Raw genomic sequence first — 13,023 nt, 5'->3', positions numbered from 1 at the left:
GTATGAATTACTCCTGCTTCTGATTAATCCCTTTTATTTTTATCAATATCAGTAACTCAACTTAGTCGTATCACTGATACCGTGCGTCAGGATACGAAATTTGCAACGCAAGTTTAATCCTCCGGATAAGGTATGAACACAAAGTTGGTGAAGTTCTCTCCGTCTACCACAAAGAGGCAGCAGAACTCGTCCGGGTCTTTGTAAGCTGCCACGAAGTCTTCTATTTTCTCCGGGTCCACCAGGCGGTGTTTGATAAAGTCCTCCAGGTAAGAAGCGTTAATATTCCACTCCAGTGCCAGCTCTTCTTTGGCTAGAAAGAGCGAACCAATGGGCACCTCCGTCCGGGCAAAAACAAAGATCGGGTATTTGGAAATATGGCGTTTGCGCACCTGGTACGATGCCTCACGCAGGGTCTCAGCCACCACCACAAAATCTTTGGAAATGGTGCCGAGGTATTTACCGTTTAATTCAGGATCGTTTTGCATTCGCTTTTATTTAGCTGTTAACAGAACAATATTTTCAACGTGGTGCGTCTGTGGGAACATATCCACCGGCTGAACCCGTGTTACATCATATTTTTCAGAGAGCAGTTCCAGGTCACGTGCCTGTGTGGCCGGGTTGCAGCTCACATAAACAATGCGATTCGCATGCACCTGCAGAAGCTTCGCCACCACCTTCTCGTCCATACCTGCACGCGGTGGATCCGTGATCACCACGTCCGGTCTGCCATGGCGCTCGATCAGTTCATCTGACAGGATGTCTTTCATGTCGCCTGCATAGAAGGTCGTGTTAGTAATGTCATTGATCTGCGAGTTGATCTTGGCATCTTCAATGGCGCTTGGCACATACTCTATACCGATGACCTCACGACACTGACGGGCCACGAAGTTAGCGATCGTTCCGGCTCCGGTATAGAGGTCATACACCAGCTCATTCCCGCTCAGACCGGCAAACTCACGGGTGAGTTTATAAAGCTCATAGGCCTGGTCGCCGTTGGTCTGGTAGAAGGATTTCGGTCCAACCCGGAAGCGTATACCTTCCATTTCCTCGTGAATGTAAGGCAAGCCTTTGTAGCACACTACTTCCAGGTCATGAAAAGTCTCGTTGCCTTTGCCGTTCACCACATACTGTAGCGAAGTAATCTCGGGGAAAGTGGTAGCCAAATGATCCAGTAGGCCTGTCAAAGCTTCCTCGTCCTCATGATATACCTGCACGATCACCATCAGTTCGCCGGTATTGGCTGTCCGGATGATCAGATTGCGCAACCATCCGTTCATGCGGAGCTTGTCAAAAAACACCAGATTGTTAGCACGCGCATAGTCACGCACGGCGAGTCGGATGCTATTGGAAGGCTCCGGCTGCAGGTAACAGTTCTGGATGTCAAGAATCTTGTCGAAGCGGCCCGGCATGTGGAAGCCCAGCGCCCGGCGCTCGTGCTCCTCCCCTGACTTGATCTGCTCGTTGGTCAGCCAGCCGTAGTTGGAAAAGGTGAACTCCAGTTTGTTACGGTAGAACTTGTCTTTGGCAGAGCCCAGGATCGGGTCGAAAGGCGGAAGTGCCACCTTGCCGATGCGCTCCAGATTATCCTGCACCTGCTTTTGCTTGTAGTACAACTGCGTGTCGTAGCCGATGTGCTGCCACTTGCAACCGCCACAGGTACCGAAGTGCTCACAGAATGGCTGCACACGCACATCGGAGTAGCTGTGGAAGTTGATGGCCTCCGCCTCCATGAAGCTCTTCTTCTTGCGGGTGATGCGCAGGTCGACCACATCGCCGGGAGCCACTCCGCCCACAAACACTACCATATTGTCGTGGCGCGCCAGGCACTTGCCCTCCGCTACCATCTCCTCGATTCGAATGTTCTCGAGTATTTCGAAATTAGTCTTCTTCTTATGCTTTCTCACAATACTGCAAAATTAGCTAAAATTCGGGAGATGTGGGAATGAACAAAAAAAGGCCGCTCCTCCATGGGAGCGGCCTCTCTGTACCTAATCAATTTGCAGCTTAATAAGGCTTCGCTTTGTGAGACTTCTTTTTAGCGTCCTGCACACCTTCTTCGCCGGTTACATTACCTGACGGGCCATCCATGCCTTCGATCTTCTTGTGCTCCATCATCATCTTCTTCATCTCCTTCGTAGCACGGTCGATGCTTTCTCGCACTCTGCGGCCATAGTCTTCGTCGGCCTGCGTGAAGTACTCCAGCATCTTGTCCTGTATGCGGCTATCGCATTTGGCCAGGTCGTTGCCCAGGTTGTTGATCAGTTCGTCACGCTCCCAGTCCTCGAAATTGCGGTAGGTCTCACCAGCCTGCCCGAACGGGTTCGGTCGGTCGATTGGCTGACGCACCAGGTTCGCTTCATAACGCGGCGAATACTCCTTCGGCTTTTCAGCCTGCTGCAATCCTCCTAATATGGACGGCTCGTAGTTCACGTGAATGTTCTGCCCTTCTGCAAAGTCTGTGTCAAAAGCCATTTGTCCGCCGCGCTGGTTAGTGGCCACATGGGTCTTCGGTGCATTGATCGGAAGCTGCAGGTAGTTGGCTCCCACACGGTAACGCTGCGTATCGGAGTAAGAGAAAGTACGGCCCTGCAGCATTTTATCGTCTGAGAAGTCTAGTCCATCTACGAGTACACCCGTACCGAAGGCGGAAAGCTCTACCTCGTTGAAGTAGTCCACGGGGTTGCGGTTCAGGGTCATTTTACCTACTGGATGCCACGGAATTTGGTCTTTCGGCCATAGCTTGGTGTCATCCAGCGGATCGAAGTCCAGCTCCGGGTGATCGTCGTCGCTCAGAATCTGCACGTTCAGTTCCCACTCCGGGTAGTCGCCGCGCTCGATCGCCTCATACAGGTCCTGCGTAGCGTGGTTGAAGTTCTTACCCTGTATCTCCTGCGCTTCTTTCTGAGTCAGGTTGCGGATACCCTGTTTCATCGGCTCCCAGTGGTATTTCACCAGCACCGCCTCACCATCTTCGTTTACCCACTTGTAGGTGTTCACGCCCGAGCCCTGCATCTGACGGTAGTTGGCAGGTATACCCCAGGGCGAATACAGGAAGGTAACCATATGAGTTGCCTCCGGTGTACCGGAGAAGAAGTCGAAGATACGCTCTGCACTCTGTATATTGGTTACAGGGTCTGGCTTCTGGGAGTGGATCAGATCCGGGAATTTCATGGCATCGCGGATGAAGAAGATCTTGAGGTTGTTGCCTACCAGGTCCCAGTTACCGTCTTCGGTATAAAACTTCACGGCAAAGCCGCGTGGGTCACGTAGCGTCTCGGGTGAGTGCGTACCGTGACCTACGGTAGAGAAGCGCACAAACACGGGCGTTTCTTTTCCTTTCTTAAACACCTTGGCGCGGGTAAATTTTTCAATAGGATCATTGCCCACTGTACCATACGATTGGAACACACCGTGTGCTCCGGCACCACGGGCATGCACTACGCGCTCCGGAACGCGCTCACGGTCAAAATGCGATATCTTTTCTATGAAGTGGTAGTTCTCCATGGTAGCCGGTCCACGGTTGCCTACAGTTCTAATGTTCTGATTGTCAGTGACAGGGTGCCCCTGGCGGGTAGTGAGGGTTGTGCCTTTGCTGGCGTTACGGGATTTTTCGGCTTTGGAGTACTTTGACTTATCCTGTCCATTGCCTTTCATGCTTTCTTTTTCTTTCATGACCTGTTGATTTTGGTAGATTTACAGATAGTATTTAACGAAACCAATAATGAAGAGTTGGTTTAAATTCGTCTAAATAGGTATCTCCCCTCTAAATGTCCTCTGTTATTTATTCTCGTATATCTCTTAAGTAAGTATCACTCCCTGAGACAATCTGATGAAAATAATTTCTGTTGAACTGCACACCCGCCAGCCTGAAGAGCTGAAGGCATTTTATACCGAGACTCTGGGGCTACCTCTGCTGTCAGAAGAGCAGCAGACCTTCAGTGTGCAGGTGGGGCACAGCACCCTGACTTTCCGCACAAGCCGGGAGCGGCCAGTAGGTGGCTACCATCTTGCTTTTAATTTACCAGGCAACCGGATTGCGGAAGCAGGCGAATGGCTGCAGGATCGTGTGGCTTTTCTGTATGCACCCGGTTCCACTTCGCCTGTCGTATACCACGAGGCATGGCAAGCCCAAGCACTTTATTTTTATGATCCGGAGCTCAACCTGCTGGAGTTTATTTCACACCGCACAGCCCCAGCCAGCCTGGCACCCTTTGGACCAGAGCAGCTTATAGGTGTGGCAGAAGTGGGCTTGCCTGTGCGTGATGTAGCACCCTTTGCGCAGGAACTGCGCGAGAAGCTGCAACTGCCCCGCTGGAAATCGGCCAATGCGCTGTTTGAAGCTGTAGGAGGCCCAGAGGGTATGTTCATCGTGGTACAGGAGCAAAGGCCCTGGTTCCCTACCCAAAACCCCGCCCAGGCACTGCCGCTGCGTCTGTCCGTACAGGCACCGGGCAAAGGGCGCATTGAGCACGCTCTTTTCGAGATCAGCCCAGCAGCAGCGACTCCTCAGGTATAGCCTGGCTTTTATACTTCGTCCTTTCCATACTGTGACCAAGTTGAATCACCACTTGAGCGTATGCAAATGATGTCTTAACCAAACACTGCAGCTTGATGCTCGTTTAAAAAGCATAGTTGAACATGAATCTATAAAACATAAAACTATGAGACATAACGAAGATTTTGGTAGAAGCTACCGTGAGCAAGGAAGACGATCCGGCGACAGGTATAACCAATCAAGCAATCTATCTAATTACCAGTCGCGCTACGAAAACCGCGGCAACTACTACGGTATGCCGGACCAGCACCACGAGTATCGAAACGTAAGCAGCCAGGGCAGCACAAGCTATGGTAGTAGTGGCCCGGTGGGTGGCTATGGAGCCAGCAGCTGGCGCAGCAGCCGTGATCAGGATGACCGCCATACGCAGGGGCAGATGCACCAAAATGAATGGGGTGGCAGTGGCGGCAGCAATCGCGACAAAGACAATTATAACTACGGCTCTGGCAGCGGCAGTTCACAGAGCGACCACTACCGCTACGGCGACCCGAACCCATACATGAACTACGAGCGGCAGGGCGGCTATGATAAAACCCGTGGCACCGGCTGGCGAAGAGAAAGTGATGTGGACCATGCCAACCGCCGCTATGACCGCCAGGAAAACAGCTACCGCCATACCGGCCATGGACGCCGCTTCGACCAGTACGGCCAGGACGAGCGCTATAATTATGCGCATGGCCGGCAGGACGGACGCCGAAGCATAGAAGATTCAGAAAGCCTGGACGACCGCTACTACGACCGTGGTGAGCACAGCCGTAGCAGCAGCGACAATGACTACGGTCGCCAGTATGGCAGCAACTACGATCACCGCAATCAGGATCGTGAAGGCCGCAATGACAACTATGAAACACGTCGCTTCCGTGACCGTGACCATGATGACTCTCCAAGTCGCAGCCCACGTGGCTATGGTTACAGATCGGGTCCGGATTATTCGGCCGACTCTCCTATTTCGAGTTACGGCCGAAGCGTACGCGGCTACCAGAAATAAAATCTATAAGCGAAGTCCACCTCACCGGTGGACTTCCTGCTTTAGGGTGCCATGCTACCTAATTCCGGTCTTATGCGTATGCAATTCCATACCTGAACAAGGCATCCGATAAACCTATGCCCTTAACGAAAGACACTATGAAAAATATGGTACGCACCAGTTGGCTCTTACTACTACTCCTGTGCCTGAACGCCTGTAACCTTAGCGAGAAGAACAGACAGTACGGCGTTGAAGGAGACACAGAGCTGAAGAGCTCTTATTGGATTCTGCTCTCTTTGCAGGATCAGCAGTTTCAGGATAATCCTGAAAACCGAACCGCTTACATCCGCTTCGAGGCTGGAGAGAATGAGCTAAAGGGGTACACAGGCTGCAACCGGTTGATGGGCAGGTATAGCGTTAATAACGGCTCTCTGAAGCTGACTAACCTTGGCACCACACGGGCCATGTGCCCCATCATTGAGCAGGAGAACCTCCTGATGGCTGTACTCGAAAAAGCAGACTCCTACCGCATTGCCGGCGAAATCCTCACCCTTTTCTACCAGAACAGAGCCATCGCTACATTCAGAGCAGGCGCAGAACCCAACATGCCTCCCAACCCCTGAGCAAATAACTACCAGATTATAACCCTATTACCTGTGATGCAGTATGCTAAAGGCACTGGCACCCATATATAGTCAAACAAATTAAAACCACTTATACCTATGGCAACAACTAAATGGATCGTAGACCCGGCACACAGTGAGGTGCAGTTCAAAGTACGCCACCTGATGATTACAACCGTGACCGGCTATTTCGAAAAATTCAATGTAGAAGTGGAAACAGAAGGCGAAGATTTTCACAACACCAAGAGCATTGTGTTCACGGCCGATGTTGACTCCATCAGCACTAACAACGAGCAGCGCGACACGCACCTGAAGTCAGCTGACTTTTTTGATGCCGAAAACCATGAGCAGATCAGATTTGAAGGCAAAGACTACGAAGAGTTGAAACCAGGTTTTGAAAAACTGAACGGAGAACTCACCATTCGTGGAACCACACGGCCCATTACACTCAATGTGGAGTATCACGGTACCGTGGTGGACCCTTATGGACAAACCAAGGCAGGATTCAGCGTGGAAGGCAAGGTCAACCGTAAAGAATTCGGATTGATGTGGGACGCAGTAACGGAGGCCGGCAGTGTAGTTGTGAGCGATGAGATACGCCTGCACTGTGAGATACAGCTCGTGAAACAATAATAAGTTAACTGCGCTGGTCTGCGACACCCGGCCCGGCGCAGCTATTTTACTTCCCTTAACACCTTAACAGAATACTCCCGTTCGCTTAGCCCCTCACCACGGGCAAGCGCCTCTACCGGTATTTCCTTTCCGGTAACCTTGCTCCTGCTTCAACCGGCTGTATGACCGTCCTACAAATCAGGCATGCCTGTTTGTATGAACTTTCTATTAATATGCAAAAGAAAAGCGCCAGAAAAGCAATTAAAGACACCTTAAATATTGAGCTGAGTGACAAGGCGGCTCAGGAGTTATACCTGAACATCTGCAACTTTCTGCTTCACAACGATGACAAGTGTTACATCAGTGTCATCAGGTATAAGTACCTGCTACTGTGCGATGAGATCAGCACGGCTGTTAGCGATTACCTGGTCATGGAACAACTTTTAGAGCAGATGCAGGCCAAGCACCCGCTGGTGCTCTCGGCCATTGCCTACATCGCACGTTACAAGTCCTGACACAAAAAAAAGGTATAGCTTACCGTTGTTCTGGCAGGCTATACCTTCTATTCGATTGTGCAGGCAGGCTATTGTTTCAGCAGCTTTTGATAGTCCGGATTTTTGTGAATAAACTTTTTCACGACCGGACAGGTAGCGATCACTTTCTTCCCGTTTTCTTCTGCGTAGCACAGACCTTCTTCTATCAGTTTGTTGGCCACTCCTTTTCCGCGTGCCGACTCAGGCACGAATGTGTGTGTAAAATCGATTACTTCCTCTGAAGGGGTGGCATAGGCCAGTTCAGCATCTTCATTACCCATGTTGGCGGTAAATTGCTGGTATTTTTTATCGTGTTTTATATTCAATTCCATTACTGTTTTATTTTAAGTGATTTAATCAGCTCACCAATTGACCTGCCGGGTGATGCAACAGCACAACTGAGCGACTTCCGATGCGTATAGTTTCGCCAGCCTCCACGGTAGGTCCTTCATCCTTGATCTTCGTGTTGTGGGTATCCAGTATTTTGGTCCACTGGGTGCCGTACTTAGCCTCCGGCATGGTATAGTCCATGTCTTCGTGGTGAGCGTTGAAGATCAGATAGAAACTATCGTCAATGATCTGCTCTCCTTTCGGGCCGACGGAGTGAAGGCCACGACCATTCAGAAACACCCCCAGAGACTTGGCAAAGTCATGGTTCCAATGCTCTTCCGTCATCTCCGAGCCATCTGGCTGAAACCAGGCAATATCTTCAACGCCCACTCCTTTGATCGGCTGCCCCTGGAACCAGCGACGACGACAGAATACCGGGTGGTTGCGACGCAGTTCAATCAGTTTTTGGGTAAAAGCCAGCAGTGATTTGTCAGCGTTGATCCAGTTGATCCAGGATATTTCGTTATCCTGGCAGTAGGCGTTGTTATTGCCTTGCTGCGTTCTGCTTATTTCGTCGCCGGCCACCAGCATAGGCACTCCCTGCGACAGAAACAGCGTGGTAAGAAAGTTGCGTTTCTGCCTTTCGCGCAGCTCAATCACCTTTTTGTCTTCCGTTATACCTTCTGCCCCGCAGTTCCAGGAGCGGTTGTGACTTTCGCCGTCGTTGTTGTCTTCGCCGTTGGCCTCGTTGTGCTTTTCGTTGTAAGACACCAGGTCGTTCAGCGTGAAGCCATCGTGCGCCGTGATGAAATTGATACTGGCCGTAGGGCGACGCCAATCGTCGCGATATAGATCGGAGCTGCCTGTAAAGCGTTCCGCAAACTCACCCAGCATACTTTCGGCACCGCGCCAGTAGTCGCGTATGCAGTCCCGGTACTTGCCGTTCCACTCGGCCCAACCCGGCGGAAACTTGCCCACCAGGTAGCCGCCTTCCCCAATGTCCCAAGGTTCGGCAATTAGCTTCACCTGCGAGATAACAGGGTCCTGGTGAATGATGTCGAAGAAAGAGCCTAGTCGGTCCACCTCGTGCAGTTCACGGGCCAGGGTGGCCGCCAGATCGAAACGGAAGCCGTCGACGTGCATCTCCAGAATCCAGTAGCGCAGGCTGTCCATGATCAGGCGCAGCACCGGTGGCATCATGGCGTTAAGTGTGTTACCTGTGCCGGTATAGTCCATGTAAAAGCGCTTGTCTTCCTCCACCATGCGGTAGTAAGACGAATTGTCCACACCCCGGAATGACAGCGTCGGACCCATATGGTTCCCCTCTCCGGTATGGTTATACACCACATCCAGAATCACTTCTATACCTGCCCGGTGCAGCGCTTTCACCATGTTTTTAAACTCCACCACCTGCTCTCCCAGCGTGCCACTACTCGAGTAGCGCACATCAGGCGCAAAGAAACCAATGGAGTTGTAGCCCCAGTAGTTAGTCAATCCCTGGTCGGCCAGGTGCCGGTCGGTGATGAAATGATGCACTGGCATGAGCTCGATAGCGGTGATGCCCAGCTCCTGCAGGTACTTGATGGTAACCGGATGACCAATGGCTGCATAGGTTCCGCGTATCTCCTCCGGTATGTCCGGGTGCAGTTTGGTCAGCCCTTTGACGTGCGCTTCGTAGATGACCGACCTGTGGTATGGGATCTTGGGTTGCTTCACACCTTCCCAATCATAGTTCGGGTCCACCACCACGCTGCAAGGTATAAAAGGAGCACTGTCGAGTGTGCTCATCTTCAGATCTTCTTCAGGACCGCCTATTTCGTAGCCGAAGAGGGAGTCGTGCCAGTTAATCGTACCTGAAATAGCTTTGGCATACGGATCAATCAGGAGCTTATTCGGATTGAAACGATGGCCGTTGGATGGCTCGTACGGCCCGTACACCCGATAGCCGTACAGCTGTCCCGGCCTGATCTCGGGCAGGTAGGCGTGCCATACCTGGTGGGTACGCTCGGTCATCTTTATCTTCACCGATTCACTCTCGTCTTCGGTCGTGTTAAAAAGGCATAGCTCTACGCCAGTCGCATTGTCGGCGTACAGGGCGAAATTTACGCCTTCACCATCCCATGTGGCACCCAGCGGGTAGGGATTGCCAGGGTATACGGTAATATTCATAAGGATTTTGTAACTTAGGTATCTGATATGTCCTTTTCAGGACTTCTTCATCTACGCAGAAAGCTTACAAAGAGTCACGCCATACCTTATTTATTGTCAACTGTTGGTCAGGCCGGGACGGTGACCCCGTCATCTTTGAATGGCACCTGTCCGTACTACCACTAAAAAGACCTGGAATGAACGCCCTTGATCTTCTCCTCACCCTTATTGTGCTGTTCAGCGCCTACATGGGCTGGCGCCGTGGCTTTGCCTTCAGCCTGCTCGACCTCGTACGCTGGGTGGGTACCCTGATTCTGAGCTTCCGGCTATACCCTTCCCTCGCCGACTGGCTCAGCCGCGCCACCGACTGGAGTGTCTACTGGATCCCGCCCATCTCCTTTTTTATCATCGCGGTGTTATCAAGTATGCTCATCCAGTTCGTAGGGTCGCTCATACTGGATCAGTTCTCGGACGAATTGCATGAGCACCACGTGAACAAAGCGCTTGGTACCATGCCCGGACTGATGAGCGGCATCATTACCATCGCAATCATTTCGATTCTGCTGCTGTCTTTTCCTTTTCCGGAGCGTTTCCAGAGCTATGTGCAGGAAAGCAGCATTGCTGGCAGATTCGGAACCTATACCCACCTGGCAGAAGATGAACTAACCCCTGTGTTTGACCGGGTGGTGAAGCGCACCCTCAACAAACTTACCATTGCGCCGGAGTCGGGGCAGTATATTGAGTTGCCCTTCACAGCCGATGACTACCAGCCGAAGCCAGCACTGGAAGCCCGCATGCTGGAGCTTGTGAATCAGGAACGTATCGCCATGGGCTTACAACCCCTGCAAGCTGACACAGCACTCACAACCGTAGCCCGCCGGCATGCTGCCGATATGTTCACGCGCGGCTATTTCTCACACATAACGCCTGAGGGAGCCAGTGCCGCCGACAGGATCCGGGCGGCCAATATTCCGTTCAGGGCAGCCGGCGAAAACCTGGCCTTGGCTCCTACCCTGACCATTGCCCACAAAGGACTGATGGAGTCGCCGGGTCACCGGGCTAACATCCTGCATGTGCGCTTCGGGCGGGTAGGTATAGGCGTGCTGCAAAGCAGGAGGCATGGCCTGATGATCACACAGAAGTTTAGAAACTAACGTATACCTGAGCAGATCAAGGTATAGCCATGCAGCACGTGAACAGCGACTTTTTAACCATACAGCTTGGCAACGACAAAACGCTTGCTGTCTTTATGGTAGATGTCAGCAAACTGTGCTTTGCCTACTTCAAACCAGAGACTGAGCAGCAGACCGCTAAACTCGTGCTTGACTTTGGATCCTCTCAGAAAATATTCGAAAAGCAGGACGCAGAGCAAGTATACCTGGCGCTTTCCCATCATCCCTCTTTTAAGGTATAGGTATAGCTACAGCATTGTTGCAGCGTAGGCAATTTCATCTCTTACTATTTCGCCTTTCCCCCTTAAGCTCTCTTTCCTCACTCAGGTGTGCGAATCACTCAAGCAGCTGATTTTAAGCTTATATATCCTTCACTAAATATTTTTTTAAAATAATTTGGTATTGATAAAACAATATCTACATTTGTAGTGTACTATGTAACTAATACACTACAACAAACAGATATGATACAGATCAATAACCTCAGCTTTGGGTATAGCCGCAAGTCGCTGCTGTTCCGGAACCTGAACCTCAGGCTACGGGAGGGCCATATTTATGGGCTGCTGGGCAAAAACGGTGCAGGCAAGTCTACGCTGCTCAAAAACATGGCGGGACTCGTTTTTCCGCTGGAGGGTAGCTGCCAGGTGAATGGCTTTGAGGCTGGTAAGCGCTATCCCGCTATGCTGCAGGATCTGTATTTTATACCTGAAGAGATTTACATGCCTTCGCTTACAGCCAGGCAGTTTGTGGCAAACACCGCCCCTTTTTACCCCCTCTTCGACGAAGGAGCTTTTTACCGCTACCTTTCGGAATTTGATGTGCCGCAGGATGCCGTTTTCAACAAAATGTCGTTTGGGCAGCAAAAGAAAGCCATCATCGCTTTTGGACTAGCCACCAATACCAGCGTTCTGATCATGGACGAACCAACCAACGGCCTGGATATACCTTCCAAGGTACAGTTTCGCCGCATCATCGCCTCTGCCCTTACGGAGCACCGCTGTATCATCATCTCCACGCACCAGGTACGTGACCTCGACAGCCTCATCGACACATTGGTAGTCGTACATGACCGGGAGATCGTGCTGAACGAGTCTCTTGATGCGATCAGTGAGCGTCTCACTTTTACCACCCTTTCTGAAACGGAAGCTCAAAGTGCACTTTACGCCGAAGACGCGCTGCGTGGCAAGCAGGCCATATTGCCTAACCTGATGGGCAACTACAGCAAAGTGGATATGGAGCTGCTTTTCAACGCCATCACCAGTGGCAACACATCTGTAACCGAAATCCTTCAAAGACCTCACTATGAACAATCACTTTAATCTGAGCCGCTTTGCCCTGCTGTTCCGCAAACACACCGTGGAGCAATACAAGACCTACCTGATGTCATTAGGAGTACTGTTGGGCGCCATGTTCATCATCATGGGCACGGCCAGTTACCTGGCTGCAACACCTATGGAGTCTGAAGAGCAATCCATCTTCTTCATGTTTTTTATGATTGGGGCAGGTATGGTGTTTTCGAGCACTGTGTTTGCGCAACTGGGCGACAAAAAGAAGGCGATCGCATTTCTGACCCTACCCGCCTCGCAGCTCGAAAAATACCTGGTGGGTTGGCTTTACGCGTTTCCGATTTACCTGCTGCTGTTTATACCTTCATATTACCTGATCCTCACCATAGTGCTCAGCATTGATCCGCGAGTTGGCGATGAACCGGAAATGATAAACATTCTGACTTCTGAGCCGCGACTACACATTTTGTTGATCTTCTATGCGTTGTTCAATGCCTTGATGCTAGTGGGCTCAGCTTATTTCAACAAACATCATTTTATCAAAACGGCTTTTGCTGGCTTTGTAGGCATCCTTCTGTTTTACAACCTGAACAAGCTTTGGGTACAGGCCATGCTCGGGCGCGACCTAGTAACGGCGGGGCCTTTTTCAGCGGCCTATTTTATGGAAAACGAAAAGCGATTTGACGTGGGTGCCTATGAGGGAAATGAAACACTCATCGTCTTGCTGCTGGTCGTGCTGGCCCTGATCAGTTGGGTAGTAGCTTATTTTAAAATAAAGGAGAAGCAAGTTTAGTAGG

The 13,023-nt window shown here is 51.1% G+C and carries 14 protein-coding genes; 9 read left to right on the top strand and 5 right to left on the bottom strand.

Annotated features, from left to right (window positions below; translation table 11 throughout):
- Positions 1-113 precede the first annotated feature (113 nt).
- The 3 genes from I0P70_RS05670 to I0P70_RS05660 form a co-directional block, all read right to left on the bottom strand.
- Positions 114-485, bottom strand: coding sequence for a hypothetical protein (locus tag I0P70_RS05670; RefSeq protein ID WP_196115389.1), 372 nt, complete (start codon positions 483-485; stop codon positions 114-116).
- Between the two features lie 6 nt (positions 486-491).
- Positions 492-1,904, bottom strand: coding sequence for a 23S rRNA (uracil(1939)-C(5))-methyltransferase RlmD (gene rlmD, locus I0P70_RS05665; RefSeq protein WP_370583178.1), 1,413 nt, complete (start codon positions 1,902-1,904; stop codon positions 492-494).
- A 100-nt stretch (positions 1,905-2,004) separates the two neighbouring features.
- Positions 2,005-3,672: a catalase gene (locus I0P70_RS05660; RefSeq protein WP_196115386.1), complete on the bottom strand. Its 1,668-nt coding sequence runs from the start codon at positions 3,670-3,672 to the stop codon at positions 2,005-2,007.
- Positions 3,673-3,829: 157 nt separating this feature from the next.
- Between I0P70_RS05660 and I0P70_RS05655 the strand changes: the two genes are divergently transcribed.
- From I0P70_RS05655 to I0P70_RS05635, 5 genes are all read left to right on the top strand, one after another.
- Complete coding sequence (locus I0P70_RS05655) at positions 3,830-4,516, top strand: VOC family protein (RefSeq protein ID WP_196115383.1); 687 nt, start codon at positions 3,830-3,832, stop codon at positions 4,514-4,516.
- 145 nt (positions 4,517-4,661) lie between these two features.
- Positions 4,662-5,543: a hypothetical protein gene (locus I0P70_RS05650; protein WP_230392017.1), complete on the top strand. Its 882-nt coding sequence runs from the start codon at positions 4,662-4,664 to the stop codon at positions 5,541-5,543.
- A gap of 116 nt (positions 5,544-5,659) precedes the next feature.
- Positions 5,660-6,145, top strand: a complete 486-nt coding sequence (locus tag I0P70_RS05645; protein ID WP_196115380.1) for an META domain-containing protein — start codon at positions 5,660-5,662, stop codon at positions 6,143-6,145.
- A 99-nt stretch (positions 6,146-6,244) separates the two neighbouring features.
- The gene (locus tag I0P70_RS05640; RefSeq protein WP_196115377.1) at positions 6,245-6,778 is read left to right on the top strand and encodes a YceI family protein; all 534 of its coding nucleotides are present in this window, start codon (positions 6,245-6,247) and stop codon (positions 6,776-6,778) included.
- A gap of 212 nt (positions 6,779-6,990) precedes the next feature.
- Positions 6,991-7,272 carry a hypothetical protein gene (locus I0P70_RS05635; RefSeq protein ID WP_196115374.1) on the top strand — a complete coding sequence of 94 codons (282 nt, stop codon included), beginning with the start codon at positions 6,991-6,993 and terminating at the stop codon, positions 7,270-7,272.
- Positions 7,273-7,340: 68 nt separating this feature from the next.
- Here the strand turns inward: I0P70_RS05635 and I0P70_RS05630 are convergent, their stop codons facing one another.
- Together I0P70_RS05630 and glgX are read right to left on the bottom strand one after the other, a co-directional pair.
- Complete coding sequence (locus I0P70_RS05630; protein WP_196115372.1) at positions 7,341-7,622, bottom strand: GNAT family N-acetyltransferase; 282 nt, start codon at positions 7,620-7,622, stop codon at positions 7,341-7,343.
- A gap of 25 nt (positions 7,623-7,647) precedes the next feature.
- A complete protein-coding gene (gene glgX, locus I0P70_RS05625) occupies positions 7,648-9,789 on the bottom strand; it encodes a glycogen debranching protein GlgX (RefSeq protein ID WP_196115369.1) in 2,142 nt (713 codons plus the stop codon).
- Between the two features lie 176 nt (positions 9,790-9,965).
- Here glgX and I0P70_RS05620 point away from each other — a divergent pair, with 176 nt between their 5' ends.
- The 4 genes from I0P70_RS05620 (at position 9,966) to I0P70_RS05605 (ending at position 13,019) form a co-directional block, all read left to right on the top strand.
- Complete coding sequence (locus I0P70_RS05620) at positions 9,966-10,922, top strand: CvpA family protein (protein WP_196115366.1); 957 nt, start codon at positions 9,966-9,968, stop codon at positions 10,920-10,922.
- Between the two features lie 29 nt (positions 10,923-10,951).
- Positions 10,952-11,182 (top strand): hypothetical protein, encoded by a 231-nt coding sequence (locus tag I0P70_RS05615; protein WP_196115363.1) that lies wholly within the window; start codon positions 10,952-10,954, stop codon positions 11,180-11,182.
- 222 nt (positions 11,183-11,404) lie between these two features.
- Positions 11,405-12,259: an ATP-binding cassette domain-containing protein gene (locus I0P70_RS05610; protein WP_196115360.1), complete on the top strand. Its 855-nt coding sequence runs from the start codon at positions 11,405-11,407 to the stop codon at positions 12,257-12,259.
- Positions 12,243-13,019, top strand: coding sequence for a hypothetical protein (locus I0P70_RS05605; RefSeq protein ID WP_196115358.1), 777 nt, complete (start codon positions 12,243-12,245; stop codon positions 13,017-13,019). The genes I0P70_RS05610 and I0P70_RS05605 overlap by 17 nt, the downstream gene beginning before the upstream one ends.
- Positions 13,020-13,023 lie beyond the last annotated feature (4 nt).

The organism is Pontibacter sp. FD36, assembly GCF_015686655.1.
Taxonomy (GTDB): domain Bacteria; phylum Bacteroidota; class Bacteroidia; order Cytophagales; family Hymenobacteraceae; genus Pontibacter.
The sequence above is the reverse complement of the archived record's forward strand: the minus strand, read 5'-3'. Positions and strand labels throughout refer to the sequence as shown.

Excerpts from the sequence above, each read along its gene's own strand:
- I0P70_RS05670 (WP_196115389.1), bottom strand. The coding sequence starts at position 485 with ATGCAAAACGATCCTGAATTAAACGGTAAATACCTCGGCACCATTTCC.
- I0P70_RS05660 (WP_196115386.1), bottom strand. The coding sequence starts at position 3,672 with ATGAAAGAAAAAGAAAGCATGAAAGGCAATGGACAGGATAAGTCAAAG.
- I0P70_RS05655 (WP_196115383.1), top strand. The coding sequence starts at position 3,830 with ATGAAAATAATTTCTGTTGAACTGCACACCCGCCAGCCTGAAGAGCTG.
- I0P70_RS05650 (WP_230392017.1), top strand. The coding sequence starts at position 4,662 with ATGAGACATAACGAAGATTTTGGTAGAAGCTACCGTGAGCAAGGAAGA.
- I0P70_RS05645 (WP_196115380.1), top strand. The coding sequence starts at position 5,660 with ATGCCCTTAACGAAAGACACTATGAAAAATATGGTACGCACCAGTTGG.
- I0P70_RS05640 (WP_196115377.1), top strand. The coding sequence starts at position 6,245 with ATGGCAACAACTAAATGGATCGTAGACCCGGCACACAGTGAGGTGCAG.
- I0P70_RS05635 (WP_196115374.1), top strand. The coding sequence starts at position 6,991 with ATGCAAAAGAAAAGCGCCAGAAAAGCAATTAAAGACACCTTAAATATT.
- I0P70_RS05630 (WP_196115372.1), bottom strand. The coding sequence starts at position 7,622 with ATGGAATTGAATATAAAACACGATAAAAAATACCAGCAATTTACCGCC.
- glgX (WP_196115369.1), bottom strand. The coding sequence starts at position 9,789 with ATGAATATTACCGTATACCCTGGCAATCCCTACCCGCTGGGTGCCACA.
- I0P70_RS05620 (WP_196115366.1), top strand. The coding sequence starts at position 9,966 with ATGAACGCCCTTGATCTTCTCCTCACCCTTATTGTGCTGTTCAGCGCC.
- I0P70_RS05615 (WP_196115363.1), top strand. The coding sequence starts at position 10,952 with ATGCAGCACGTGAACAGCGACTTTTTAACCATACAGCTTGGCAACGAC.
- I0P70_RS05610 (WP_196115360.1), top strand. The coding sequence starts at position 11,405 with ATGATACAGATCAATAACCTCAGCTTTGGGTATAGCCGCAAGTCGCTG.
- I0P70_RS05605 (WP_196115358.1), top strand. The coding sequence starts at position 12,243 with ATGAACAATCACTTTAATCTGAGCCGCTTTGCCCTGCTGTTCCGCAAA.